Source organism: Shewanella sp. SM87, assembly GCF_025653705.1.
GTDB classification, from domain to species: domain Bacteria; phylum Pseudomonadota; class Gammaproteobacteria; order Enterobacterales; family Shewanellaceae; genus Shewanella; species Shewanella oncorhynchi.
Genome location: NZ_JAKKSC010000022.1, coordinates 31,730 through 56,986 on the forward strand (window position 1 = coordinate 31,730; position 25,257 = coordinate 56,986).

24 protein-coding genes are annotated in these 25,257 nt (G+C 44.2%); 12 read left to right on the top strand and 12 right to left on the bottom strand.

Features of this window, described 5'->3' with window-relative positions; all coding sequences use genetic code 11:
* Positions 1-55: 55 nt before the first annotated feature.
* The gene (gene nhaB, locus L5M11_RS16550; RefSeq protein ID WP_028760322.1) at positions 56-1,657 is read right to left on the bottom strand and encodes a sodium/proton antiporter NhaB; all 1,602 of its coding nucleotides are present in this window, start codon (positions 1,655-1,657) and stop codon (positions 56-58) included.
* Positions 1,658-1,958: 301 nt separating this feature from the next.
* Here nhaB and fadR point away from each other — a divergent pair, with 301 nt between their 5' ends.
* Complete coding sequence (fadR, locus tag L5M11_RS16555) at positions 1,959-2,675, top strand: fatty acid metabolism transcriptional regulator FadR (RefSeq protein WP_028760321.1); 717 nt, start codon at positions 1,959-1,961, stop codon at positions 2,673-2,675.
* Positions 2,676-2,759: 84 nt separating this feature from the next.
* Here fadR and L5M11_RS16560 read toward each other — a convergent pair whose 3' ends face one another.
* The 4 genes from L5M11_RS16560 to sodB all read right to left on the bottom strand — a co-directional run bounded on the left by L5M11_RS16560 (position 2,760) and on the right by sodB (position 8,436).
* On the bottom strand, positions 2,760-4,286 hold the full coding sequence (locus tag L5M11_RS16560) for a SpoVR family protein (protein WP_028760320.1): 1,527 nt from the start codon (positions 4,284-4,286) through the stop codon (positions 2,760-2,762).
* Between the two features lie 9 nt (positions 4,287-4,295).
* Positions 4,296-5,564 carry a YeaH/YhbH family protein gene (locus L5M11_RS16565; protein ID WP_063883574.1) on the bottom strand — a complete coding sequence of 423 codons (1,269 nt, stop codon included), beginning with the start codon at positions 5,562-5,564 and terminating at the stop codon, positions 4,296-4,298.
* A gap of 66 nt (positions 5,565-5,630) precedes the next feature.
* Complete coding sequence (locus tag L5M11_RS16570) at positions 5,631-7,565, bottom strand: PrkA family serine protein kinase (RefSeq protein ID WP_105253139.1); 1,935 nt, start codon at positions 7,563-7,565, stop codon at positions 5,631-5,633.
* 286 nt (positions 7,566-7,851) lie between these two features.
* Positions 7,852-8,436 carry a superoxide dismutase [Fe] gene (gene sodB, locus L5M11_RS16575; RefSeq protein WP_028760317.1) on the bottom strand — a complete coding sequence of 195 codons (585 nt, stop codon included), beginning with the start codon at positions 8,434-8,436 and terminating at the stop codon, positions 7,852-7,854.
* A gap of 225 nt (positions 8,437-8,661) precedes the next feature.
* Between sodB and grxD the strand changes: the two genes are divergently transcribed.
* The gene (grxD, locus tag L5M11_RS16580) at positions 8,662-8,994 is read left to right on the top strand and encodes a Grx4 family monothiol glutaredoxin (RefSeq protein WP_011846572.1); all 333 of its coding nucleotides are present in this window, start codon (positions 8,662-8,664) and stop codon (positions 8,992-8,994) included.
* Positions 8,995-9,155: 161 nt separating this feature from the next.
* On the opposite strand, the gene L5M11_RS16585 is transcribed toward grxD, so the two are convergent.
* On the bottom strand, positions 9,156-10,406 hold the full coding sequence (locus L5M11_RS16585) for a uracil-xanthine permease family protein (RefSeq protein WP_028760316.1): 1,251 nt from the start codon (positions 10,404-10,406) through the stop codon (positions 9,156-9,158).
* Positions 10,407-10,621: 215 nt separating this feature from the next.
* Here L5M11_RS16585 and L5M11_RS16590 point away from each other — a divergent pair, with 215 nt between their 5' ends.
* Together L5M11_RS16590 and hda are read left to right on the top strand one after the other, a co-directional pair.
* Positions 10,622-11,713: a DUF2066 domain-containing protein gene (locus L5M11_RS16590; RefSeq protein WP_105252829.1), complete on the top strand. Its 1,092-nt coding sequence runs from the start codon at positions 10,622-10,624 to the stop codon at positions 11,711-11,713.
* A 62-nt stretch (positions 11,714-11,775) separates the two neighbouring features.
* The gene (hda, locus tag L5M11_RS16595) at positions 11,776-12,486 is read left to right on the top strand and encodes a DnaA inactivator Hda (RefSeq protein WP_168823935.1); all 711 of its coding nucleotides are present in this window, start codon (positions 11,776-11,778) and stop codon (positions 12,484-12,486) included.
* Between the two features lie 118 nt (positions 12,487-12,604).
* Here hda and L5M11_RS16600 read toward each other — a convergent pair whose 3' ends face one another.
* The 4 genes from L5M11_RS16600 to L5M11_RS16615 all read right to left on the bottom strand — a co-directional run bounded on the left by L5M11_RS16600 (position 12,605) and on the right by L5M11_RS16615 (position 17,250).
* On the bottom strand, positions 12,605-14,572 hold the full coding sequence (locus L5M11_RS16600) for a hypothetical protein (protein ID WP_263192779.1): 1,968 nt from the start codon (positions 14,570-14,572) through the stop codon (positions 12,605-12,607).
* Positions 14,573-14,874: 302 nt separating this feature from the next.
* On the bottom strand, positions 14,875-15,249 hold the full coding sequence (locus L5M11_RS16605) for a DUF2069 domain-containing protein (protein ID WP_028760312.1): 375 nt from the start codon (positions 15,247-15,249) through the stop codon (positions 14,875-14,877).
* 52 nt (positions 15,250-15,301) lie between these two features.
* Entirely contained in the window at positions 15,302-15,652 is a 351-nt protein-coding gene (gene arsC / locus L5M11_RS16610; protein ID WP_168823940.1) for an arsenate reductase (glutaredoxin), read from the bottom strand.
* Between the two features lie 128 nt (positions 15,653-15,780).
* Complete coding sequence (locus L5M11_RS16615) at positions 15,781-17,250, bottom strand: M48 family metalloprotease (protein ID WP_263192780.1); 1,470 nt, start codon at positions 17,248-17,250, stop codon at positions 15,781-15,783.
* 111 nt (positions 17,251-17,361) lie between these two features.
* Between L5M11_RS16615 and L5M11_RS16620 the strand changes: the two genes are divergently transcribed.
* The 3 genes from L5M11_RS16620 (at position 17,362) to cctA (ending at position 19,764) form a co-directional block, all read left to right on the top strand.
* The gene (locus tag L5M11_RS16620; protein ID WP_263192781.1) at positions 17,362-17,595 is read left to right on the top strand and encodes a sulfurtransferase TusA family protein; all 234 of its coding nucleotides are present in this window, start codon (positions 17,362-17,364) and stop codon (positions 17,593-17,595) included.
* A 225-nt stretch (positions 17,596-17,820) separates the two neighbouring features.
* Positions 17,821-18,903, top strand: coding sequence for an AI-2E family transporter (locus tag L5M11_RS16625; RefSeq protein WP_263192782.1), 1,083 nt, complete (start codon positions 17,821-17,823; stop codon positions 18,901-18,903).
* Positions 18,904-19,413: 510 nt separating this feature from the next.
* The gene (gene cctA / locus L5M11_RS16630) at positions 19,414-19,764 is read left to right on the top strand and encodes a tetraheme c-type cytochrome CctA (protein ID WP_105252823.1); all 351 of its coding nucleotides are present in this window, start codon (positions 19,414-19,416) and stop codon (positions 19,762-19,764) included.
* A gap of 97 nt (positions 19,765-19,861) precedes the next feature.
* On the opposite strand, the gene L5M11_RS16635 is transcribed toward cctA, so the two are convergent.
* Positions 19,862-20,608, bottom strand: a complete 747-nt coding sequence (locus L5M11_RS16635; protein WP_028760306.1) for a cytochrome b/b6 domain-containing protein — start codon at positions 20,606-20,608, stop codon at positions 19,862-19,864.
* Positions 20,609-20,905: 297 nt separating this feature from the next.
* On the opposite strand from L5M11_RS16635, the gene L5M11_RS16640 reads away from it, so the two are divergent.
* The gene (locus L5M11_RS16640) at positions 20,906-21,541 is read left to right on the top strand and encodes a LuxR C-terminal-related transcriptional regulator (RefSeq protein WP_028760305.1); all 636 of its coding nucleotides are present in this window, start codon (positions 20,906-20,908) and stop codon (positions 21,539-21,541) included.
* Positions 21,542-21,658: 117 nt separating this feature from the next.
* Here the strand turns inward: L5M11_RS16640 and L5M11_RS16645 are convergent, their stop codons facing one another.
* The gene (locus L5M11_RS16645; protein ID WP_263192783.1) at positions 21,659-23,425 is read right to left on the bottom strand and encodes a M61 family metallopeptidase; all 1,767 of its coding nucleotides are present in this window, start codon (positions 23,423-23,425) and stop codon (positions 21,659-21,661) included.
* Between L5M11_RS16645 and L5M11_RS16650 the strand changes: the two genes are divergently transcribed.
* The 4 genes from L5M11_RS16650 (at position 23,417) to L5M11_RS16665 (ending at position 25,196) form a co-directional block, all read left to right on the top strand.
* Positions 23,417-23,626, top strand: coding sequence for a hypothetical protein (locus L5M11_RS16650; RefSeq protein WP_263192785.1), 210 nt, complete (start codon positions 23,417-23,419; stop codon positions 23,624-23,626). The genes L5M11_RS16645 and L5M11_RS16650 overlap by 9 nt on opposite strands.
* Positions 23,627-23,831: 205 nt before the next feature.
* Entirely contained in the window at positions 23,832-24,188 is a 357-nt protein-coding gene (hinT, locus tag L5M11_RS16655) for a purine nucleoside phosphoramidase (RefSeq protein ID WP_006081303.1), read from the top strand.
* The gene (locus L5M11_RS16660) at positions 24,185-24,712 is read left to right on the top strand and encodes a PaaI family thioesterase (protein WP_028760303.1); all 528 of its coding nucleotides are present in this window, start codon (positions 24,185-24,187) and stop codon (positions 24,710-24,712) included. Before hinT ends, L5M11_RS16660 begins: the two co-directional genes overlap by 4 nt.
* Positions 24,699-25,196 (top strand): PaaI family thioesterase, encoded by a 498-nt coding sequence (locus L5M11_RS16665; RefSeq protein ID WP_168823948.1) that lies wholly within the window; start codon positions 24,699-24,701, stop codon positions 25,194-25,196. Before L5M11_RS16660 ends, L5M11_RS16665 begins: the two co-directional genes overlap by 14 nt.
* The last annotated feature ends 61 nt before the right edge of the window (positions 25,197-25,257 follow it).

Below are 25,257 nucleotides of genomic sequence, written 5' to 3' on the forward strand. Positions count from 1 at the left end.
CATGGGGCGTTTTTTGGACTCTACTTATTAAATAAAGTTCAGTCAATAAAGAAGATTAATGTCCAGTCATCGGTTCTAAAACTTCACTAGCGCTGTGATGGATGATTATCTGGGAATCATAGAAATATTGGGTGGCTTGTTCTAAGAAACCCGTTTGAATCGCCATGACACCTACGATTGACAGCACGATAGTGTAAGGCAATGCCATCCATACCATTCTGCCATAGGATAAGCGGATAAGTGGTGCTAGGGCAGAGGTTAGTAGGAACAAGAACGCCGCTTGACCATTGGGTGTGGCAACCGAAGGTAAGTTAGTTCCAGTATTAATCGCAACGGCCAGCAAGTCGAATTGATCACGGCTGATTTGACCGTTAATCAATGCCGCTTTCACTTCGTTAATGTACACAGTGCCGACGAACACGTTATCACTCACCATAGACAGCAATCCGTTGGCGATATAGAAAATCACCAACTGAGTATTGCCTTGATAACTCAGTGCCCATTGGATCACTGGTGCGAATAAGTGCTGGTCGATAATCACGCCAACAACCGCAAAGAAGACAGCTAATAACGCGGTAAAAGGCAGTGCTTCTTCGAAAGCTTTACCGAGGGCATGCTCATCGGTAACGCCGTTAAAGGCTGTGGTTAAAATAATCACAGAAAGACCAATTAGGCCCACAGAAGCCAAGTGTAATGCAAGTCCTGCGATCAACCAGACACCCACTAAGGCTTGGACGATTAACTTCATGTTGTCTTTATTGGTACGGCGCGCATCTTCATGGGCGGCATATTCACATAAGATCCGATGAACGGCCGTTGGCAACTTAGCGCCATAACCAAAAATGCCAAATTTTTCAACTAAGTAACAAGTTAAGATACCCGAGATTAATACAGGAACAGTAACGGGTGACATACGCACGGCGAATTCACCAAATTGCCAATTTGCTTGCGCGGCGATAATAAGGTTTTGTGGTTCACCGACCATAGTACACACGCCGCCCAGCGCAGTACCCACACCCGCATGCATTAACAGATTACGTAGGAAACCACGGAATGCACTGAGTTCTTCTTCATTTAACTGATCTTCACCATCATCATTTTTACCTTCAGAGGTATGATCGTGATCGGCGCCGAAATCTTTTCCAGAAGCGACCTTGTGGTAAATAGAATAGAAACCCACAGCGACCGCGATAATGACGGCAATAACCGTTAACGCATCTAAGAAGGCTGATAAAAAGGCTGAAGCCAAACAAAACATTAATGACACTAAAATTTTAGAGCGCACTTTAGTAATGATTTTTGTGAAGCCAAATAGCAGCAATTGCTTCATGAAATATATACCAGCGACCATAAACACCAAGAGTAATAATACTTCGAGGTTGGCTTCTATTTCATGTAAGACTTGGCTTGCCGATGTCATTCCGATCGCGACGGCTTCAATTGCCAATAATCCGCCAGGCTGTAATGGATAGCATTTTAATGCCATTGCTAAGGTAAAAATAAATTCTAGAACCAATACCCAACCAGCCACAAAGGGGTCGACATAGAAAAAGAGTATTGGATTGATAATTAAAAATGACAGTATTGCGGTTTTGTACCACTTAGGAGAATTTCCTAAGAAGTTCCCAATAAACGCCTGACTCATTGTCGCCGGCATGGCAGCCTCTCTTCTAATTATGTTAAAAATTGCACGTGATTATTATCAATACCTGCGTTAGTTAAATGAGTCTAGCCTAAAGAGAAAGCTAATGTAATGAGTTACTGATACCGACATTTCAAAAAGCGGAGCTAAGCGGCAAAATTGGCCCATCCTGTATTGACCTTGGTCGTTTTTTTGAACGATTCTGTGACATTTACACGGCGATAACACAGTGATTTTAAGTGAATGGTTTCCATTTTTTACCGCTCTGGTATGATCAGTGACCATTACGACGCACAACAACTGGATAAGTGGGCTGATGATTATCAATGCCAAAGGACCTGCAAGTTTTGCAGAGAAGTATATTGTGAGATCAATTTGGGAAAACAAATTTCCTCCAGGGTCCATTTTACCGGCTGAACGTGAGCTTTCAGAATTGATTGGTGTGACTCGCACCACTCTGCGTGAGGTGCTACAGCGCTTGGCGCGTGACGGTTGGTTGAAAATTCAGCATGGCAAACCAACACGGGTTAACAACTTTTGGGAAACCTCAGGCTTAAACATCCTTGAGACTATTGCTGATTTGAATCCCGAGGGTTTTCCGGTATTGGTTGACCAACTCTTGTCAGCTAGAACGAACGTCAGTGCTATCTATTTTCGCGGTGCTTTACGTTATAACCCGGATACCGCTGTGGAGGTACTTGCAAAGATTCACCAGCTTGAAGATACGGCTGAATCCTATGCTGAATTTGACTACTTACTGCATCACACCTTAGCGTTTTCGTCTGGAAATCCACTTTACGTTTTGATATTAAACGGATTTAAAGGTTTGTATAGTCGAGTTGGGCGTTATTACTTTACCAGCTCAGATGCGCGTTTATTAGCATTGAACTTTTACAAAGAATTAGAACTGTTGGCTCAGGCGAAAAATTACCTCGATGTCTCTGCGCTAATGCGTACCTATGGCATGAATAGCGGTAAGATGTGGTTACAATTACGCGAAGATATGCCAGCTTCTATTGCTCAAGATCATTAATCTCTGTGAGTGATATCGTGTTAAGATAGCGCTAAATAAACAAAAAGGCCGTTTCAATTGGAAACGGCCTTTTTATTGTGCTTATTATTCTGGTTTATTGGCTTCAGGGCAGGATGCTAAGACGCTAATACTCGCATCTGCATTTTTTTGCTCTAAGGTGACAGTGAAACCCCATAATCGATGTAAATGCTTTAATACTTCTTTATGGCTATTGGCTAAGGGAATATCGTTATTTGGCACATAATGTAAGGTTAAGGATCGATCACCGTTGATTTCCACATTATGTACTTGGATATTTGGCTCAATATTAGACAGGTTATATTGTTGTGATAGTAACTGGCGAATATCTTGATAGCCCCGTTCATCGTGGATCGCGGATACCGAAAGATAATTGCGTTTCTCATCATCATGGATACCAAACAATTTAAATTGGCGGATAACTTTAGGTGAGAGATATTGGCTAATAAAACTTTCATCTTTAAAGTTTTGCATCGCAAAATGCAACGTTTCTATCCAATTACTGCCAGCAATGTCGGGAAACCAAGCTTTATCTTCATCGGTTGGATTTTCACAAATACGCCGAATATCGGTGAACATGGCAAAGCCTAAAGCGTATGGGTTGATGCCACTGTAATAACGACTGTTGTAATCGGGTTGGGCAACAACGCCTGTATGGCTTTGCAAAAACTCGATCATGAAGCGGTCAGTAACCACGCCATCGTCGTATAAGTGATTCAAGATAGTGTAATGCCAGAAGGTTGCCCAGCCTTCATTCATCACTTGAGTTTGTTTTTGCGGATAAAAATATTGCGCCATTTTACGCACAATACGGATTATTTCCCTTTGCCATGGTTCAAGCAAAGGAGCGTTTTTCTCGATGAAATATAAAATATTTTCCTGCGGTTCGGCGGGGAAACGACGTTTTTTAGATTGAGACTGCTCATGTTGATGGGTCGGAATCGTGCGCCATAAATCATTTACTTGGCTTTGAAGGTAAGCCTCGCGATCCTTTTGTCTTGCTTGTTCTTCCCTGAATGAGATTTCAGAGGGACGTTTATAACGATCGACACCATAGTTCATTAGCGCATGACAGGAGTCTATGACGCTTTCGACTTGTTCTACACCGTATTTTTGCTCGCAGTCACTGATGTAGTTTTTAGCAAAGACAAGGTAGTCAATAATCGAGCTCGCATCTGTCCATGTCTTAAATAAGTAATTGTTTTTAAAAAAGCTGTTATGTCCGAAACAGGCGTGAGCTATCACCAGCGCCTGCATTGTGATGGTATTTTCTTCCATTAAGTAAGCGATACAGGGGTTAGAGTTAATCACAATTTCATAGGCGAGCCCCATTTGGCCACGTTTGTAACCTTGCTCGGTTTCGATAAAACGTTTGCCGAAAGACCAATGGGTGTAACCTATGGGCATGCCTATGCCAGCATAAGCATCCATCATCTGTTCAGCAGTGATGACTTCAATTTGATTTGGGTAAGTGCTGAGTTTATAGAGCGCTGCCACCCGCTCAATTTCCTTGAGGTAGTCTTGCAGTAGCTCGAAGCTCCAGTCGGGACCATCGCTCAGTGGTGTCCAAGGTGTTGATTTAGTTATCCCCATAGTGCCCCCTTAAACCGCTTGTTTCTTGAATAGCTCCCTAAAGACAGGGTAAATATCTTCGGCTTGACGTATGTGCTGCACGGCGATGTTGTCGTAATGCTGTTGCAGGGATTCATATTCACGCCACAAGGTTTGATGGGCGCGATTGGTGATTTCGATGTAGCTGTAATAGCGCACCAGTGGCAAGATTTTTTGTTCTAACAATTGCCTACAGGTAGGTGAATCGTCGGCCCAGTTATCACCGTCGGATGCTTGGGCTGCGTAAATATTCCACTCATCGGCGGGGTAGCGGGCTTGTTGAATTTCATGCATTAATTTCAATGCACTCGATACTATAGTGCCACCCGTTTCTTGGGAGTAGAAGAACTCATGTTCATCGACTTCTTTAGCTTGGGTATGGTGACGAATATAGACCACTTCTAAGTTTTTATAGGTACGGGTGAGGAACAGATACAGCAAGATATAGAAGCGTTTTGCCATATCTTTAGTTGCCTGATCCATAGAACCAGACACATCCATCAAGCAGAACATCACAGCTTGGCTAGAAGGGATTTCCCGTTTGGCATAGTTATTAAAGCGCAGATCGAAGGTATCGATAAACGGCACTCTGGCAATTTTTTGTTTTAACTCCTCAATTTGAGCTTTTAAATCCAAAATCAACTCCGCCTTAGTACCTGGAATATTTTCCAGTTCAGCAAGCTCTTGTTCTAACTCTTTTAATAGTTTCTTTTTACTGGCCGACATAGCAATGCGACGAGCAAGGGATGAACGTAATGAACGGACAATATTGATGTTAGCGGGAACGCCATCATTGGTGAACCCAGCACGGTAGATTTGGTATTCCACCAGTTTATTGAGGCGATTTTTTTGTAGATTGGGGAGTTCTAAGTCCTCAAACAATAACTCTAGATACTCGTCTTTAGAGATTTCGAACACAAAGTCATCGTCGCCTTCACCCGAGTTTGAGGCCTCACCTTTGCCCGAACCGCCGCCTGAACCACCAGGTGGTCGGTCAATTTTATCGCCACGGGTAAATTGGTCATTACCGGGATGCACTCTATCCCTGACACCGCCTTTGCCTTGGTGAAACATAGGTTCACTGATATCCCGTGTTGGGATACTGATTTTTTCGCCTTTATCTACATCCGTTACGCTGCGACGAGTCACTGCATCGCTGACGGCTTTTTTAATTTGTTGCTTATATCTATTGATAAAGCGTTGGCGGTTGACTGTGCTTTTTCCTTTCGCATTCAACCGTCTATCGATAAAGTTCGCCATACGCACCTCCCAAAACCCAGCGAAGGCTTTGGCAACACCAAAGCCCTGTACTTAGTTAGCGCAAGTTTAAGAAGATTTACGAACTCGTAAATACCACTCAGACAAGAGTCGGACTTGTTTTTTGGTATAGCCTTTCTCCATCATGCGATTGACGAAATCATCGTGTTTGCGTTGATCGTCGTTCGACGTTTTGGCGTTAAAGGAAATAACAGGCAGTAAATCTTCTGTGTTGGAGAACATTTTCTTCTCGATCACTGTGCGAAGTTTCTCGTAGCTGGTCCAGAGTGGATTGTTACCCTCATGATTCGCGCGGGCGCGCAGCACAAAGTTGACGATTTCATTACGGAAATCTTTAGGATTACTGATCCCCGCGGGCTTCTCAATCTTTTCAAGTTCAGCATTGAGGGCGGCGCGGTCGAATAGCTGACCCGTTTCTGGGTCGCGGTATTCTTGATCTTGGATCCAAAAATCGGCGTAGGTAACATAGCGGTCGAAGATATTTTGGCCGTATTCAGAGTAAGACTCTAAGTAAGCGGTTTGAATTTCTTTACCGATAAACTCCACATATTTAGGGATCAAATAACCTTTTAGGAATTCAAGATAACGTTCGGCGGTATCGCCGGGGAACTGTTCTTGTTCAATTTGTCGTTCGAGGACATAGAATAAATGTACTGGGTTGGCGGCGATCTCTGAATGGTCGAAGTTAAATACCCGCGACAAAATCTTAAAGGCGAAACGGGTGGATAGTCCATTCATGCCTTCATCGACACCTGCGTAATCACGGTATTCTTGGTAAGACTTAGCCTTAGGATCGGTATCTTTCAGGCTTTCACCGTCATATACCCGCATCTTAGAGTAGATGGAGGAGTTTTCAGGCGGCTTGATGCGTGACAACACACTAAATTGCGCTAAGGTTTCTAAGGTGCCGGGAGCGCAGGGCGCTTTCGATAACTCAGAGTTGATTAGCAGTTTTTGATAGATTTGCAGCTCTTCTGAGACCCGTAAACAGTAGGGCACTTTGACTATGTAAACACGGTCGAGGAAGGCTTCGTTGTTTTTGTTGTTTTTGAAGGTTGACCACTCGGACTCGTTTGAGTGAGCCAGAATAATCCCGCTATAGGGCAGGGCCGATAAGCCTTCAGTGCCGTTATAGTTACCTTCTTGCGTCGCAGTCAGTAGTGGATGCAGCACTTTAATTGGTGCCTTAAACATCTCGACGAATTCCATCACCCCTTGGTTTGCACGGCACAATGCGCCTGAATAGGCGTAAGCATCGGGATCATCTTGGGAGAAATGTTCGAGTTGCCGAATATCGACTTTACCGACAAGGGACGAAATATCTTGGTTGTTTTCATCACCAGGTTCAGTTTTCGCTATTGCCACTTGGTCCAGAATGGATGGAAAGACTTTTACCACGCGAAATTTGGAGATATCGCCACCAAACTCATGCAGACGTTTTACCGCCCAAGGCGACATGATGGTTTTCAGATAACGGTTGGGAATGTTGAATTCCTCTTTTAACAGCTGTCCATCTTCTTCCACATCAAACAGGCAGAAGGGGTGATCGTTGACTGGGCTGCGGACTCCATTCGCGCTCAGAATGTAAATGGGCACTTTTTGCATTAGGGCTTTGAGTTTTTCGGCGAGTGATGACTTACCGCCGCCCACTGGGCCCAGTAGGTATAGAATTTGTTTGGATTCTTCTAATCCTTGAGCCGAGTGCTTTAGGTAAGCCACAATTTGCTCTATGGCGTCTTCCATGCCGAAGAAATCTTTAAATGCGGGATAGCGTGAAATAAGTCGATTCGAAAAAATACGGCTAAGTGTTGGATTTTTTGCGGTATCAATGACTTCTGCTTCACCAATTGCAAGCAGTAGTCGCTCTGATGCTGACATGTAAGCGCTGCGATCTCCCTTGCAGATGTCCAGAAACTCCTGCAAAGAATATTCTTCATCGAGTTTTTGTTCGTAGCGCTTTTGGTAATGCTCGAAAATGCCCATATAAACCCCCTGAAACGCCAGTGATGTCATGGAACGGATAACTGGCTAGCCAGCCTCCTACTCTAATCTTAGACACAAACTCACTATCTGTGTCAAAAAAATATCAAATAAAAACAATAACAAATAGTTGCAAACGCAATTATTGCACTTGTAGTTAGCGGAGGATAAATCGGTAGGATAAGGGATGGGCGGCAAACGAGTGGCATAAAAAAAGAGCCACTAGGGCTCTTTTTACTGGGATTAACCCACTGCTCATTCGGCAGTAAACAACGTTAGGTTAAATGAATTAACCTGCGAAGTTTTGGTTAACGAAGTCCCAGTTAACTAATTGCCAGAAGTGGGCAAGGTAGTCAGGACGCACGTTACGGTAATCGATGTAGTAAGCGTGTTCCCACACGTCAACTGTCATGATTGGTGTTACTGTGCTGTCAGTCAGTGGCGTCGCTGCATTGCTAGTGTTAACGATAGCAAGAGTGCCATCGGCTTTTTTCACTAACCATGTCCAAGCGCTACCGAAGTTGTTTACTGCTGAATCAGTAAATTGCGCTTTGAATGCGTCGAATGAACCGAAAGCGGCATTGATTGCATCAGCAACTGGGCCTGTTGGTTCGCCGCCAGCATTAGGGGCTAAGCAGTTCCAGTAGAAAGTGTGGTTCCACACTTGAGCTGCGTTGTTAAACACGCCACCCGTAGAAGTTTTGATGATATCTTCTAAAGATTTGCCAGCGAAATCAGTTCCTTCGATTAAGCCGTTTAGCTTCACAACATAAGTGTTGTGGTGCTTGCCGTAGTGGTATTCTATGGTTTCTTGAGAAATGTGTGGTTCTAGTGCGTTCTTTGCATATGGTAATGCGGGTAATTCGAAAGCCATTAGTATCTCTCCATGGTCTTAGGTTATCGTTTCTTAAACGTGCTCACTTAGGACTATTGTACCGATAAAATTTGTGATGTGAATCATTGTTTAGCTAATTGACTAGATAGACGCCATCGAAAAATCAAATGTCGACATAACCTTACAAACTGTGGGATTTTGTTCTGCGTCTAGCTGACGTACAATAGTCGCATTGAGTCAACGTCATCCTACTTAGGAATCAAAATGGAAACAGTAGAGAAAATTAAGCAGCAGATCACGGAAAACCCTATCATTGTTTATATGAAAGGCTCTCCTAAGTTACCAAGCTGTGGCTTCTCGTCACAGGTAGCTCAGATCATGATTAACTGCGGCGAGCAGTTTGCATTCGTGGATATTCTTCAGCATCCAGACATTCGCGCAGAATTACCTAAGTTTGCTAACTGGCCGACTTTTCCACAATTGTGGATTGAAGGCGAGTTGATCGGTGGGTGTGATATCGTAGTGGACATGTTCCAAAAAGGCGAATTACAACCTTTGATCAAAGCGGCTGCCGCTAAGATCAAGACTGAAGAGTAAGAGTTAATTCTTACTTCATAAAAATATTGCTTCATAAAAAAGCCGCCGTGATTGATATCACGGCGGCTTTTTTATGGTGGTTTCTTAAGAAACGATCAATTTTATAAAGTGGTCATTTTTCAATGACCTACTTCGAAATTGATCGTGTCTTCAAGCCGTGATTAATGAGGCGTCACATCAGACTCGTGGTGTTTATTGTGTGGCTTAGTCGCGGGTAATAGTAAGTTCATGGTAATAGCGACAATACCGCACAAGCTAATACCGGTCAGACTGAATGAACCTATGCCAAATGCCATGCCGCCGATACCAAAGACTAAGGTAACACCGACAATACTTAAATTACGTGGCTCTGATAAATCCACATGATTACGAATAAGGGTGTTGAGGCCAACTGCGGCAATGGAACCAAATAGCAAACACATGATACCGCCCATCACTGGGACGGGGATAGTTTGCATCAGCGCACCTAGTTTGCCAACGAAGGCTAAAGTGATGGCGGTAATGGCAGTCCAAGTCATGATCTTAGGATCAAAATTTCGGGTTAAGGTTACTGCACCTGTCACTTCAGAGTAAGTTGTGTTCGGTGGACCACCAAAGGCTGCGGCTGCAATTGTGGCAATCCCGTCACCCGTTAGCGTGCGATGCAGGCCGGGTTTTTTCATAAAATCTTTACCCGTAACGTTGGATATCGCCAGAATATCACCTATATGTTCTACCGCAGGGGCGATTGCCACTGGGATCATAAATGCGATGGCATACCAGTTTAATTCTGGCGCGACAAATTTAGGAATAGCAATCCAACTTGCAGCGGTCACGACTGCAAAATCAACAATGCCAAAGGCTAGGCTTAAGCTGTAACCTACTATAATACCTGCTAAAATAGGCATCACTTTGAGGAGGCCCTTTGCGAAAATGGCCACCGCGATAGTGGTACCAAGCGATGCGAGCGAAATAAATAACGCCGTATTTGTAGCGACTAAAGTCAAGCTACCATCACCACTCTTGCCTAATGCCATATTCACCGCCACGGGGGCTAAGCCAAGGCCGATAATAATGATCACAGGTCCCACTACGACTGGGGGCAATAGTCTGTGAATAAAGTCAGTGCCGCGCACTTTAACCAAGGCGCCGAGCATGACGTAGACCACGCCCGCGGCCATAATGCCGCCCATTGTGGATGGAATTCCCCAAGTCTGCACGCCATAAAGTATGGGGGCAATAAAGGCGAAGGAAGATGCGAGGAAGATAGGCACTTGGCGTTTAGTAATCAATTGGAAGAGTAGGGTACCGATACCTGCGGTAAACAATGCCACACTGGTGTCGAGCCCTGTAAGTAGCGGCATTAGTACTAGGGCACCGAAGGCCACAAATAGCATTTGCGCGCCCTGTAGGGGGATAGCGAGTCGTCTCATTTATTATTCTCGTTAATTTAGGGTAAACCGCCAAATGATAACAGTTTGTTGGATTTTGAGCAGGAGAAAATCGCCTGTTTTGCCGACGTTGATCACTGTTTGGGTTTTCTGTGCTATGGCTGGCACGGAAATGGGGCTAAATTTTGGCAAGACTCGCTTAAGGCGCTAACTATGGTACAATTTGCCTCATCTGACGCTACTTCAACTACTCAAAGATGCTGAAATTCCTATTGAAGCCGAGCTTAATTGCATTTCTATATTGTCTGTTCACGATTAATAGCGTCAATGCTGTTGAGGTGAGTAAATTAGATGAGGCCAATGTGCCTGTGTCTTCGCGCGCAGTTGCTGAACGCGACAAAGCCTTAAAAAGTGCACTTGAGCAAGTCATTATCAAGAACACTGGGACGGCGCGATCCCTCGATAACAGCCTAATCCAATCTCAGCTCAGTAATCCTGATACCTTGCTGAGCCAGTATGGTTATATCGAGCAAAATGGCCAATTGCTGTTGACCGCGAGTTTTGAGCACCGCCGCATAGTGGCGTTACTGCGCCAGGCACAATTGCCTGTTTGGGGAACTCAACGCCCGCTGACCTTATTTTGGGTCGCTATGCCTGGTGATGGCGACACTATGATATTGGGTGACTCATCTGCGTTAGCCGAACGTAAGATTTTTAGCGATTTTTCCTATGCCCGCGGTATACCTGTACTCTTGCCTATCTTAGATCTTGATGAGTTGATGGGTATAAATCCTAACGATATTAAAGGGATGTTTGCCGACATAGTAGCGAGTGTATCTGGCCGTTATCAAGCTGACTTTTTGGCGCTAGTGGCAATTGATGCCGCCGGGAATCAGGTTCGTTATCGTTTAAATCTTTATACTAAGGCTACCATTGACTCTTTGACGCCACCGTTATTCAGTTACAACGGTACTGCTGAAAATTCGGCCCAAGCGATTACCGCTATGATGGCGGCGTTAGGTGAATACTATTTTACTAAGTATGCGATTGCCGATACTGGTACTCAGCTTGGTGCGAGTGTTACCTTCGTTAATATCCAAAAAATGGCGCAATTAGTTGAAGTTGAAAAATATTTGAAGCAACTCAGCGCGATTAAAAATGCCACGTTAACGCATATTCAAGGTAATACTGTGACTTTCTCGTTAGATTTATTTGGCTCAGAGACGGATTTACAACGCTTATTAAGCTTAGAGCCGCGTATTTCTGTGGTCGCACCTGTGAGTGCAGGTGAATTTAGCCCTGTCTCTAATCAAACTGGCAAACCTGTGTATGAATGGCGTTTACATTAAGATGTTATCGGCCGTGCTTAGTTAAGCACGGCATTGTTTTTATTTAATATTGAGAAGACCGAGTGCCCTTAAACTCACCTCTGCAACTCTCGTTACCTGTGCATTTGCCAGACGACGAAACCTTTAATAGTTATTACCCCGCCGCGGGTAATGATGAACTTATTCAAAAATTGAGAGCGAATGCCGAAGGGCATGGTGAAGCCGCCATCTATTTGTGGGGCCCAGTTAAATCGGGTCGAACCCATTTAATGCACGCTGCTTGCGCGCACGCTAATGAAGTGGAGCGTCGCAGCTTTTATATTCCCTTAGGCATACATGCGAGTATTTCGACCGCATTGCTTGAAGGCCTAGAACAGTTGGATTTGGTTTGTATCGATGATGTCGATGCCATCGCCGGCCACCCCGTTTGGGAAGAGGCGATTTTTGATCTCTACAATCGCGTCGCAGAAAATAAGAATTGCGCCTTAGTAGTCAGCGGCAGCTCGTCTCCTGCGGATGCTGGGTTCCTCTTGCCAGATCTTGTTTCACGTATGCAATGGGGGTTGAATTACCAACTGCAACCCATGGCAGATGATGAAAAACTTGCCGCACTGCAACGCCGCGCCGCTATGCGTGGCCTGCAATTACCGGAAGATGTCGGGCGTTTTTTACTGAACCGTATGGCGCGGGATTTGCGGACCTTGTTTGATGTATTGGATAAGTTAGATAAAGCCTCATTAGTGCATCAGCGTAAGCTCACGATTCCGTTTGCCAAAGAGATGCTACACCTTTAGATACAGCATGGTTTGTGTTCGTTCTGAAGATACAAAACCTACTGGCATTAAAGCCAAAAAGAGTAAAGCCCGTCATGTTTAATGCATACGGGCTTTTGTTTATCTAAAATTTAAAACGCTATTGTTGTGGATGCTGGTGACGATCACCACTTAAGCGAAGTTCGGCTTCAAAACGAGACTCGGCATTAATTGCAGCTGCATTGCTTTGGCCTTTGAGATGCGTATTCGCAGGCGATATTGCCAGTGTTTGACGCCAGCTTTGACCTTGCACCATATTAATTGGCTCGGGTAGGCTTTCGATCAGACTGATCCCATTAAGCTCTGGCAGCATTTCATCAATCACCAACGCGGCGCGATTTTCTAGACTGTCTTGCGCAATTCTTCCCCTTTGTCCCCAGTCAATAATCAGCGAATCCGCAGTTAATATCGCAGGTTTATTGGTGACGGCGACATCACGCAATATTTGATAGCGATAACTCATCATGGCTTCCTCAAATAACATGGCCGTGTCTTCACGGGTACTGGAATAGGCATAGAAGTCGCTGGCGATATCGGCAGAAAAGAAAGTACTGACATCCGATGCCTGATAGGTCTTTTGCACATTACTCGCCGCTGCGCCGAGGAAACTAACATTGGCAAGTCCCATCATTTCAGTACTCGTTAATGGGTAGGTTTTGCTGACTTGATCTGAAATTAGACTCTTGTTGGCATTGCGGCGGCTGTAGTCATCTAACAGTCTTGGCCCTGTGAGTGTGGCATGCACGCTGCGTGGAAAAAAGTCATTGGCATGGGCGAGCTCGTGATACAACAAGGAGGCCAGATCGGGGTTGATTTGCGCTAATGTGCGGTTTGCTCTGACGGTGATAGGCACGCCAAGGGAGGCATATTGGTTATCTTTTACATAACGCCAAGGCATCACAAAGTTAAGATCATTTCCAAAATTACTGCGGTAATCCGGCGCTTCATTAATAGTGTCGCGCTGGGTAGACGTAAGCCATAAATCATTGGGATCGAGATAAATTGCCCCTGTGACTACCCAGTAAAAAGAAGGGCGTACATCATAGCTAATCACCACGGCTGTAACGGATTGTAACAGGCGGGCAAAGTCGCTATTTGGGTCCATCTGGGCTAAGAAAGCGGCAAAGTTATCACCCATCCAATCGTGGGAAACCAGTACTCGATTTAGAATCGTCTCGTGATTGAGATCGCTTGAGGTTTGACCTATCAAAGGTAAGGTATTGATAGTGCAGCTATCATGAAGCTGATTGGAGTAAACACAGTTTGCTAGCACATTGGCGTAAGGTGAAGTCGGACGATAGGCATGGGTGCGCGCAACAGGGGTATCGAAGTATGGTGAGCTGATCGCTGGCGCCGAGGTTGTTAGCACAAAGACATCATCGCTAAGCTGATTGCCATTGACGTTGGCATTCACTTTGAGCCGAGTGATTGTATCCTGGGTGACCGTTGGCGCGGTAAACAAGGGTCTAAACGGATCGCTCACATCGACCATTAAATCTGGGCCAGATGCTATACACCAAGAGATATTTGCTGCACTTAATTCCGATTGTTGTCCGAGTCTTAAGCTCACATTATTGCCTTCAACCACTTGGTGATCTTGACGGACGTTTAGCATACCCGTCGATGCGGGATCGACATTAATGCCAATTTCTCCGGTGACATCTAGATTACTGCCCGTCACATGCAAGCTAAAACGGTAGCCGCCTGCGGTGGGAGTATCAAAGGCTAATACAGGGCTGTTTTGACTGACGAGTGCTATGTTAGGGCCATCGATTTGCTGCCAACGGAAGGTTAAGTCTTGGCTGTCACGATTTAGGATATTGGCAATGATAGTACTAGATTGACCCGCCACATAATTTTGCTCGGTTTGAAAGCGAATTGAGGATGACGTGGTGGTAATGAGTGGCGAAATGCTATCTGTGCAGCGTGCTAGTGAAGTGGATGGTGGCGTGACTACACTATCATCTGGTTGACTATCACCATCACCATCACCATCGCCTCCGCATGCCGCAAGTAGGCCCGAGCAGGCCATAAATCCGAAAAATTTCAGTGGTATCGACATTCCCATTACACCATTCTCCCTTGTTAACTCTGCTGTGCTATTTAGACTTTTGTGGCGTCATGGGACGCTTATACTGTGAGAAACTGACTATAACACGGGCACTTAGTTGCAAAAAGTCAGTGTAAGTATAATAAGTGTTAATTTTGTCGTGATGGGAATTGACGTCGGAACGGAGGTTAGAACTAAGGTTAAAATGGGTATTCAGACTGAGATCATAAGGGATATTTGAGCCAAGGTTTGGCCTTCTAATATAAAAAATGCCGCCATACCTAGCAAGGTGAGACGGCACTGAAAATACATTGAACGGACTATTCTTTAGATTTTTTCTTCAGGCCTAATCCCAGTTCACGACCACGTATGCGGGCATAAAATGGGAAAGCGATTAGCAGTACGCCAATCAATAATACTTCGATTAAGGCAAAAGCGAAGGCATCATTGGTGACATAAAGCAGGGTGAGCCCATGTAACATATATAAGCACAGAATAAAACTTGCCCAAGCGTAAGTGTATGGATTACCTTGGAAAACTCCCTTTGCGGGTAGTAATAACGGCACTATCCATAAGAGGCTAAATAGCAGGGTGTATTCACCGCTAATCCCTTGGCCAACAAACCAACCGCCTAACAGCAGCACTAGCGCAAAGTAGCCTAAACGGCTAAGGATAAATAAGGTGTTGGATGTCATAAGTCTACCTAAGGGTTGAAAATAAAAGCCATTTTTGTTTAAAAATTATGGGTTAAAGAATAGTAAGCACATTCTCAGGAGGACGGCCGATGGCTGCGCTTTGATTGGCGAGCACAATTGGCCGTTCGATGAGTTTAGGTGTGTTGACCATAGCCTCAATCAACTGCAATTCTGTTAGTGATGAGTCTGCAAGTCCCAAGGCTTGATATTCTGCTTCCTTGGTGCGCATTAATTCGCGAGCACTGATGCCTAATTTAACCAGAATGTCGCCGATGTCTTTAGCCGTAGGGGGATTTTTTAAGTATTCCACTAGGGTAATGTCGCAGCCTTGTTGCTCGAGTAAAGCTAAGGTTTCACGGCTTTTTGAACAACGTGGGTTATGGTAAATCGTCGCTTGGGTCATAGTACTAGAGGCTCAATACGGGCTGAAATAACAATGGCGCGGATAATAACAGAAAAAACCGCGCCCCGTCAGTGTGTTCGGGGCGCATAAATGGGTAATTGTCTTTAATCTATTTGTAAAACAACTTATTACTTAAGCGCATCCATCTCTTTATCAGCCATTTTAAACTGGCGAATACGTGCTTCAATACGTGCAAGCTGTAATGGATTATTTTCGGATGCACGGTAGGCGAAGTTAAGTTGATCGATTGCGCCCTTATAATTAGCACCTAAGGCCATCAGCTCTGCGGTGGAAAAATATTCCAATGCTTGATTGCCGATTTTTTTATACACCATAGTCAACAATTGATAGGGCAGTTCATTTTGTTTATCGAGGAAAATCATATCTTCCAGCAAAGGGATTGCTTTGGGGGCTTGATCGGCTTCGATATATATATTGGCTAAGTTGGCATTGATCACTTGAGACGTTGGTTTCATTTTACGCTGGGCTTCGAGCATAGTAATCGCTTTTGCATAGTCCTTACGTTCGATCAGTAAATCAGATTTAGTGTCTATATAAAACAGGTTGTTATCATCGATTTTTAACAGCTCATCGACGATTTTTTCTGATTCATTAAACTTCTTCAATCTATATAAAGCCAGCGCTTTGCCATAAAGTGCCGCCTCTTTGAAGCTATAGGTCTGTTTGTTGAGTTGCCGATCAAACATGCTTAATACTGCTTCGTCGCTATAGCTGGAAAAACGGACTTGAATACGGGCTTTTGCTAGCTGAAAATTAAGATTATCAGGGATATAACGTTTAGGGTATTGCTCGGCACGGTTACGGGCTTCAGTGATCCGCGATTCAGGTAATGGGTGAGTTAATAACATTTGTGGTGGTGTTGTGGTAAAGCGATAACGACTGGCTAATTTACCAAAGAAATCCGCTGCAGCATTAGGATTAAAGCCTGCATCCACTAGAATTTGCATTCCGATGCGATCGGCTTCCTTTTCATGCAAACGGGTGTAGTTGATTTTCGATTGTGTCGCCATAGCTTGGGTTGTCGCAAGTGCCGCCATACCTGCTTGTGGTACAGCAATAGTTAACAAAATGGCACCGAGCAAACCGGCAATTGTTGCAGGATTACTTTTTTGCTGTGCTTCAAGGGAACGGGCAAGGTGACGTTGAGTAACGTGAGTCACTTCGTGGCCTAATACTGAAGCCAGTTCGCTTTCATTGTCGGCATTGAGAAATAAGCCTGTGTGCACGGCAACATGGCCGCCAAAGAAGGCGAAGGCGTTGATTTCATCATTTTGTAATAGGAAAAAATAAAACGGCGTTTTTACTCCTGTGGCATGGGCGACCAGTTTATTGCCAAGCTCGGTAAGATATTGACTCAACACGGGGTCATTTAGCATAGGTGCCGATGAGCGAATGATGCGCATATAAGCATCACCGTAAACCATTTCTTTTTCAAGGCTGAAGGTGTTAACTGCGGCCGTACCTAAATCCGGTAAGTCATTGTTGGCAAAGCTTTTGGCGGCGAAGGTTAGCAGCATCAAGGAGAGTGCGCCTGCAACAAAAGGTTTGAATCGAGTCAAAAAAGTCAAGTTACGCAAGCGGATCCTTTTATTTCTAATTATCTCAACTAAAGGCAGATACTGCACTTAGCTTGTAGTTTGAGGTGCAACTTAGGATAATGGCCCAAGTTCGTCTATAGCAAGTTCATTATGATTTTTATTGATTTAACGCTCTTTCGTTGTCCAGTACCCTTAGTGAAAGTGAAGCTTGCATTGAAGCCAATGCGAGTGGGTGAGCAGTTGCATATCTTACTCTCAGACTCTGGTTCGCGGCGAGATGTTCCCCAATATTTAAAAAAACAAGGGCATGTCGTGCAAGAGTTGCGTAATGATGCAGGTCTGTTAGCCTTGATGGTCACCAAAGTTGATCTATCTCAGGGATAAATTGAGGATTTTTATGTTTAAATCCTCTTAGACTAGCATCAAGCGCCTAATTCTGAGCCAGAGTGCCGCTCAGGCTAAGTTGTTTACTCCTATCAGTTGATTTTTTGATTTAGCTGACGTGTAGAAGCGAAAGTCTAACTGAGTAAAGTCTCGAATAACATCATGATAAATAAACTTTCCTGAGCGTTTGGGAAGCATCGCCAACCATCACTATTGGAATGATCCATGTTTACTGTTTTTTCTCGTTGGTATCAAGAGCGCTTTAGTGATCCACAAGCTGTGACCTTAATGGCTATTCTTGTCGGGCTCGCGCTAGTGATTTATTTTGCGGCAGGTTTACTTGCTCCGCTGTTGGTCGCTCTTGTGTTGGCATTTCTATTGGAATGGCCTGTGGCGCAAATGCTTAAATTGGGGATTAATCGCACCGCTGGTGCGTCCTTGGTTATTGTGTTGTTTTTGGGAATCGTGGTTTTACTGATATTTGGCTTAATTCCGAGTGTGTGGCGTCAAGGTGTTAGCTTAATTGCCGACTTGCCTAGCATGATAGATAAAGGCCTGCTGACAATACAAACGCTGATCAATCAATATCCACGATTTATCAATCCAGAGCAGTTAGATCTGATGGTTGGTGAGCTTAAAAAACTGCTCGATACTCAACATGTGTTGGATATTGCTAAGCAATTAATCGGTTATTCAGCTTCTTTACTCGTCTTGATGGTGTACGCGATTTTAGTGCCCTTACTGGTGTTTTTCTTTTTAAAAGATAAAGATCAACTGATTCGCGGCAGTAAGCGATTTTTTCCCGCAAATCGCCAGCTAGCGCGTAAAGTGTGGTTTGAAATGCACCAACAGATTTTTAATTACATTCGTGGCAAAGTGATCGAAATCGTGGTCGTTGGTGTCGCAACTTATATTTTGTTTGCCTTGATGGGACTGCGATATTCGGTGTTGCTCGGTGTGTTAACTGGGTTATCGGTATTGATCCCTTATGTCGGTGCAACCTTAGTTACATTACCTATCACCCTAGTGGCATTTTTTCAGTGGGGTTTTAGTTCTGAATTTGGCTATTTAATGTTGGGTTACGGTATTATTCAGGCGCTCGACGGTAATTTACTCGTGCCTATTTTATTCTCCGATGCGGTGGATTTGCATCCGGTGATCATCATAGCGGCCGTTTTAGTCTTTGGCGGTTTATGGGGTGTATGGGGAGTATTCTTTGCCATTCCATTGGCATCGTTGGTCAAAGCCGTGATTAACGCTTGGCCTAAAACAGAGCTTGAGGCTGACAATAAACTTGATGCGAGTTGATGCTTACCTGTCTAACCGCCATTTGTATCATTGGTTATAGTGGGCGAGTTAACCGTTATCGCTAATTCCTTCTGGCATTTGAATTAAGTGCCAGAGGTGTTTTGGTTGAATGTTGTGCCTTCACTATTTAAAGCATCCTCGTCTAGTACTCTGTACCCATTCACTTATTGTCATTCCTTTTTATTATCACTTTGTCTTAAGTATCACCATGAATCGAGCTTTTAGTTTTAGATTAAGGGGGATTTATTCTGTTGCTTGCCAGTTTAGGGATTTACATTATGTAGCCTCTAGGTTAGGTAGATGTAAAACTCTTATATAAGCATGTGGTTACATGATGCAGCGCACATTTTACCCTTGAGTATGTTGATAAAGTTGTGTCGCTTAGTTTGGGTTTGCTTATTCGTTCATCCTTAGCTAAGTTATATCGAGTCGTGCTATTTATTTTGGTTGAGAGATGGAAGTCACCCTGACAAGAATTTCCACTGACAATCGCCATTGGAGGATACTATTGTGAGCAAAAAACTATTAAGTGCGCTTTTCGGGGCAAGTCTTGCAGCGTTAGCGCTGTCGCCAACTGCATTTGCTGCAGATCAAAAATTGTCTGATTTCCATGCTGAGTCGGGTGGATGCGAAAGCTGTCATAAAGATGGTACACCTTCTGCGGATGGTGCCTTTGAATTTGCACAGTGCCAAAGTTGTCATGGTACCTATGCTGAAATGGACGCTGTGCATAAGCCACATGACGGTAATTTAGTCTGTGCAGATTGTCATGCGGTACATGATATGAATGTCGGTCAAAAACCTACCTGTGAAAGTTGCCATGATGATGGTCGTACCCCAGCAACTGTTCTGAAAAAATAATCTCAAAAATACGTTTAGAAAAGTTGGTATATACCTTCATGTCTAAATAAATAACGCCAGCCAATGCTGGCGTTATTTTTATCCGTTTACTAACCGATTACTCGTCTTTTGGCTGACCTTGGATGATCTTCTTGCCGGAGAACATGGCTGAAATAATCCCAGGTTGACGTTTTACTTCAGTATAAATCACCGCGAATACATGTAATAACATCAGCAGTAACAACACATAAACCGCATAGACGTGCACTTGACCTGCCAATCCTTTCATTGGTTTAAGTGCATCCGCTTTTTCTGCGTTCACACCCGTTGCATCATAGGGTTTTAAGCTTGTAGGTTCGACATTGGTATCGGCAAGATAGCTTTGTACAGCACTACCTAGCGGCGGATAATAAATATCTGTACCTGCACGCAAAAGTCCAGTGATCATTATGGTCACTAATAGCAACATGATGGCCATCACGGCAAATTTACCTTTAGGGTTATGACCTAAATACTGCGGATTTTTCCCCGCGGCTAATTCAGTTTTATAAGCTATTAATTCGCTTTTGCTATTAGCATTGGGAAACATGTGGCTGAAACGCGCATATTTGTTACCGATAAAACCCCACACAAGGCGGACGATGAGGTTTATTGCAAACGCATATCCTATGCACACGTGTAAAGTTTTCAAGCCAATTTTACCTGTTAACTCAGATATGCCTAGCTCAGTGCGATACATCATGATGCCACCGACTAAGATGAGTGCGAGTACAAGAATGACATTAATCCAATGAAATAATCGCGTCGGTTTGTCCCACACAGGATAGGATTTTATTTCAAAAGCGGTGGGGTTACTGCTGGACATGGAATTTCCTTATTTTTTGTGTTGGTATGATCTTACGCTTTTATCCTAAAATTTCAGTAACTTTTTTCAGTTTCAATTAAGACTTCTGATTGATAGTGTAGTCAACGAAAGTGTTAGAAGTTTTTGATTTGCGTACGGTAAATATTTTTTACGTAAGTCTTTTTAATCTGTTTTATCTAATGCTAATATCGTGACCACGGTAGACTTGGAAGTCTATTGAACGGATGTTGAAGTCGTATTTGGAGGATCTTAGATCCTTAAAGTGAATAATCGTTAACCAGACAGGGAGTGAGCAGGATGTTCAAAATATTACATTGGATTGTAGTGTCACGATCGCAAGTATTGATGGAATTGCTCGCAGGACGTTGGCCGCAGGAGTTTCTCGTTAAGTTGACCCAAGTCAGCCCTGATGAGATGTGTGAGAAAATCAAAGATAATAATGCCTCCATGGTCGTGATCGATTTAGCGACTGTTGATCTTCAAAAAGCCCATCAATTTCAACGTTTACTTGCCCGTGAGCAACCGAGTGTGCGGGTTGTCTATTTGCAGTTCCCTAAACAAGTGGATGCACGTTTTTTAATGCAAGCTGCCACAACTGCAGGGGTATTTTATCTTGATGCAGGTTTAACTGAAATAAGCCTCGGACTCTCGAATATTTTACGAGGTCATAGGGTCATCCCAATTCAGCTCATTAATGGGGTAAATGATGATTTTGGGTTGTTCGAAGACACTGAACCGTTAACTATCCGTGAGCGTGAAGTATTACAAGCATTGTTGACGGGAAGTACTAATTTAGATATCGCCAATCAGTTGTTTGTCAGTGAAAGCACGATAAAAACCCATTTGTACCGAGTATTCCGTAAAATTGGAGTGTCTAGCCGTGGTCAAGCGATTGCGTGGGCACAAACCTATTTGCACGATGTGGTGGTTTAAGTCGCTATCAGTATTGATATACACACGGATATACATTTAAGTTAAGTCTTATCTCAGATAAAAGGGGCTAAAGCCCCTTTTATTATTTCTCAAAAGTAGTCTTAAGCCGAAAGCCTATTAACGTCCAAGCCAAGCCGCTATTTTGCTTTTGTCACGAATGGATAGGGCGACAGTATCCTTAGGCGCGGCAGTTATCATCAATTCACCCGTCATCAATTCATCCCGTCTAAACCAATGTAAATCCAACGATTCACCCAGCGGATACTGCTGTAGCTGCGCCTCAAATTGTCCTGTGACTTGTAGGTTATCCGCGGCAATTAACACATCACCTGCACTTAACCCTGCAAGGTGTGCAGGGCTGCCTTGGGTGACAGTCACGATTTTTAATCCAACAGGTGCTGCTTGGGTTTTCGCGCCGAATGCAATCTCATAACCTTTCGCTTGCCCGCCGCCCACATCTTGCGCACCTTGACTGGATCGAAGACTCAAGTTGACCCCAAATTCGGCGAGTAAAGCCGCTAACGGAATATCGTCCGTACTATCTAAGTAGGCAAACAGATCTTGGCAATCACGACCAAGGAGTCGTTCAACGATGGCTTGATGGCAAGTATCTGTGGTGCCTTTATCTTGCAGAGCATATTCCTGCCATAAAATCTGCATAACATGGTCGAGATTGTATTTGCCCTGGGTTTCGCTGCGCAGGGTTAAATCTAAATACAGCGCAAACAGAGCCCCTTTAGTGTAATAACTGATGATGGCATTTTGTGCGTTTTCATCCTGCTTGTAGAACTTAGTCCAAGCATTAAAGCTTGAGTCCTTAACACTTTGTTTAAAGCGTCCCTGGCTGCGATAGACACGGGTGAAGGTTTCACTCAGCATATCTAAATAGCTTTGTTCATCTACCAGACCTGCACGATAGGTAAGAAAGTCATCGTAATAGGAGGTGATGCCTTCATAGGCCCATAATTGTGGCGTATAGGTTTCTGCATCAAGTTTATAGGGTAAAAAGCATTCAGGCTTAATGCGCTTAACGTTCCAGCTGTGGAAATACTCGTGGCTGCACAGGGATAAATAAGTGCGATAGTCGTTATTGACTGGCGCATCGAGCGACAGTGGTAAGTCTTTGCGTGAACACATTAATGCAGTAGAAGCTCTGTGCTCTAAACCGCCAAAGCCATTGTCTAATATTGTGGTCATAAACAAATAACGCTTAAACGGTGCAGGCGTACCAAAGAAGTTAATCTGATACTCACAAATGGTCTTTAAATCTTGGCAGAGCCTTGGCATGCAAGCACGGTGGCGACCATTGAGTACGATATCATGCCTCACGCCACAGGCATCAAAACTTCCTAAGGTGAATAAACCCATTTCCACCGGATGATCTATGAGCTCGTCATAGCTTTTAGCTGAAAATTGGCCGAAGGCAAAATCGTCACCACTGGTGCGAGTCATGCTGGTAGCAAGGCGCCAGTCACTTAATGTTGACTCTGTTGGTGGATCTATAGAGACGGTGTGTAAAGTGTCTTCAAAATCATGGGCAGATAAAAACACGCTACTGCCGTTAAAGAAGCCGTGGGTCATGTCCAAATGCGCGGTGCGCACCGACAGATCCCAAGCATACACTTGATAAGTCAGAATGATTTCGCTGCTATTATGGTCAACCGACCAAGTTTGCTTATCTAGTTGGGTGAGCTTAAGCGTTTGGCCTTGTGCATCTTGTGCCTTGAGTTCAATGATATTTTTGGCAAAGTCGCGCACCATGTAACTGCCTGGCAGCCAAGCGGGTAGGCTAAAGACCTGCACTGGCTTGGGTTGTGATAATGTCATAGTGACAGCGAATAAATGGGCTTTCGGATCGACGGGGATTATCTGGTAATGGATCATATTTATCCTGCAAAACCTGAGTGTTTTAATGGTGGCCATGCTGCCAAAAATGCCTGCAACTGGCAAATGAAAAGCAAAATATCTGCAGACACAAAGTATTTAATTGTTAATATACCCAAGCAACCTGAAGATACGATTTCAGAGCGCCTAGGGTGCTTCAATTCAAGGCGCATCAATGACAGAATGTCGGCCACCTTTTGAATTGATGCAACACGGGAGTGGAGTACCCTAGACGCTCCGTCCCGGCGGGTTTTAACGCACTTTATGCTGTGTTGGTTATTTTTAACTTAGCCCACTAGGTCCGCAAATAACCGCCTTGCCTAAAGTGCGTTAAACTCCCGCTGAATCATGCATCTTCAAGTTGTTTGGGTATATACTATGCCAACTAACCCAAGGAGGACGCCCCATGGCCGAAGAAACGATTTTCAGCAAAATTATTCGTCGCGAAATTCCCGCGGATATTCTGTATCAAGATGAACTTGTGACTGCCTTTAGAGACATTTCCCCTAAGGCGCCAACGCATATTTTGATTGTGCCGAATCATTTGATCCCAACGGCGAACGACATGAAAGCCTCTGATGAGCCAGTACTTGGCCGTATGATGACGGTTGCGGCGAAATTGGCGGCGGAAGCGGGTATCGCTAAAGATGGCTACCGATTGATCATGAACTGCAATCAACATGGTGGACAAGAAGTCTATCACATTCATTTCCACCTTGTGGGCGGGGAGCCTCTGGGGCCCATGTTGAGCCAAGGCAAATGAAGGTCAATTCGGATTTTTTCCCGCTGACCCAAATGGCGCAGCGGTTTGTGGATCAATTAGCTCAGTGTCGTCGCCTCGGTTTAACGGTACTGGAGGCGAGTGAGCATCATGTGTTGATTGAGTTACCCTACAGCACTGAATTAATTGGGTATCCCGATACCGGTGTTATCCATGGTGGGGTGATCACTACTTTAATGGATACCGCGTGTGGTAGTGCAGTCGTGAGCGCAATTTTTCATAAATTCAAACTATTAGAAATATCACCTACGCTCGATTTGCGGGTGGACTACATGAAGCCCGCTCAGCCCCATAAGCCAGTGTTTGGATTTGCTGAATGTTACAAGTTGTCTTCTAATATTGCCTTTACCCGTGCAATTGCTTACCAAGACAGTATCGACGATCCCATCGCCCATGCCGTCGGCTCTTTTATGCGGATCAGCCCTGAAATGGTCGGTGATGCCTTTAGGCAAGCGTTAATGGGTGAAGCCGTGCCTGCGATAGGAGAGAGTGATGAGCGCAAATAATTCGATACTAGATGCCGCCAGTACAACTCAAAACGCACAGGTTAAAGCGCCTATTGATGTGCAAGGCATAGTTAAACGCGCCACTGAACTTAATGATTTTGGCCATTTACTTGAGCACGTTCCCTATGCCAAATTTATTGGCATGAAGGTGGAGCGTTTTGGTGATGAACTGATTTTTAAATTGCCCGCTAAAGACGACAATATCGGTAATCCTGTGTTGCCCGCCATTCATGGTGGCGTGATTGCGGGCTTTATGGAAATGTCGGCGATAGTGCAGTTAATGGTATTTATGCAAACGGCAAAGGTGCCTAAAGTCGTTGATTTTTCAATCGACTATTTACGTGCAGGCCTGCACAAGGATAGTTTTGCTGAGTGTCGTATTACCCGTCAGGGTCGACGAGTCGCCAACGTGAATATTGATTGTTGGCAAACCAATCGTAAGCAGCTTATTGCTACGGCACGGGCACATTTTTTGATTGATTAATCTGATTAAGTTTAGATTGATGAAGCATGACTGATTCACTATTTTAGATTGAGAATGCTTT

Bases quoted from the DNA above. Each gene is read 5' to 3' on its own strand.
- L5M11_RS16590 (WP_105252829.1), top strand. From the start codon at position 10,622: ATGCTGAAATTCCTATTGAAGCCGAGCTTAATTGCATTTCTATATTGT.
- L5M11_RS16560 (WP_028760320.1), bottom strand. From the start codon at position 4,286: ATGGGGATAACTAAATCAACACCTTGGACACCACTGAGCGATGGTCCC.
- fadR (WP_028760321.1), top strand. From the start codon at position 1,959: ATGATTATCAATGCCAAAGGACCTGCAAGTTTTGCAGAGAAGTATATT.
- hinT (WP_006081303.1), top strand. From the start codon at position 23,832: ATGGCCGAAGAAACGATTTTCAGCAAAATTATTCGTCGCGAAATTCCC.
- sodB (WP_028760317.1), bottom strand. From the start codon at position 8,436: ATGGCTTTCGAATTACCCGCATTACCATATGCAAAGAACGCACTAGAA.
- L5M11_RS16645 (WP_263192783.1), bottom strand. From the start codon at position 23,425: ATGATCCATTACCAGATAATCCCCGTCGATCCGAAAGCCCATTTATTC.
- L5M11_RS16570 (WP_105253139.1), bottom strand. From the start codon at position 7,565: ATGGGCATTTTCGAGCATTACCAAAAGCGCTACGAACAAAAACTCGAT.
- L5M11_RS16650 (WP_263192785.1), top strand. From the start codon at position 23,417: ATGGATCATATTTATCCTGCAAAACCTGAGTGTTTTAATGGTGGCCAT.
- L5M11_RS16620 (WP_263192781.1), top strand. From the start codon at position 17,362: ATGATTTTTATTGATTTAACGCTCTTTCGTTGTCCAGTACCCTTAGTG.
- L5M11_RS16605 (WP_028760312.1), bottom strand. From the start codon at position 15,249: ATGACATCCAACACCTTATTTATCCTTAGCCGTTTAGGCTACTTTGCG.
- L5M11_RS16585 (WP_028760316.1), bottom strand. From the start codon at position 10,406: ATGAGACGACTCGCTATCCCCCTACAGGGCGCGCAAATGCTATTTGTG.
- L5M11_RS16635 (WP_028760306.1), bottom strand. From the start codon at position 20,608: ATGTCCAGCAGTAACCCCACCGCTTTTGAAATAAAATCCTATCCTGTG.
- L5M11_RS16600 (WP_263192779.1), bottom strand. From the start codon at position 14,572: ATGGGAATGTCGATACCACTGAAATTTTTCGGATTTATGGCCTGCTCG.
- arsC (WP_168823940.1), bottom strand. From the start codon at position 15,652: ATGACCCAAGCGACGATTTACCATAACCCACGTTGTTCAAAAAGCCGT.
- nhaB (WP_028760322.1), bottom strand. From the start codon at position 1,657: ATGCCGGCGACAATGAGTCAGGCGTTTATTGGGAACTTCTTAGGAAAT.
- L5M11_RS16660 (WP_028760303.1), top strand. From the start codon at position 24,185: ATGAAGGTCAATTCGGATTTTTTCCCGCTGACCCAAATGGCGCAGCGG.
- L5M11_RS16625 (WP_263192782.1), top strand. From the start codon at position 17,821: ATGTTTACTGTTTTTTCTCGTTGGTATCAAGAGCGCTTTAGTGATCCA.
- L5M11_RS16665 (WP_168823948.1), top strand. From the start codon at position 24,699: ATGAGCGCAAATAATTCGATACTAGATGCCGCCAGTACAACTCAAAAC.
- L5M11_RS16565 (WP_063883574.1), bottom strand. From the start codon at position 5,564: ATGGCGAACTTTATCGATAGACGGTTGAATGCGAAAGGAAAAAGCACA.
- L5M11_RS16640 (WP_028760305.1), top strand. From the start codon at position 20,906: ATGTTCAAAATATTACATTGGATTGTAGTGTCACGATCGCAAGTATTG.
- grxD (WP_011846572.1), top strand. From the start codon at position 8,662: ATGGAAACAGTAGAGAAAATTAAGCAGCAGATCACGGAAAACCCTATC.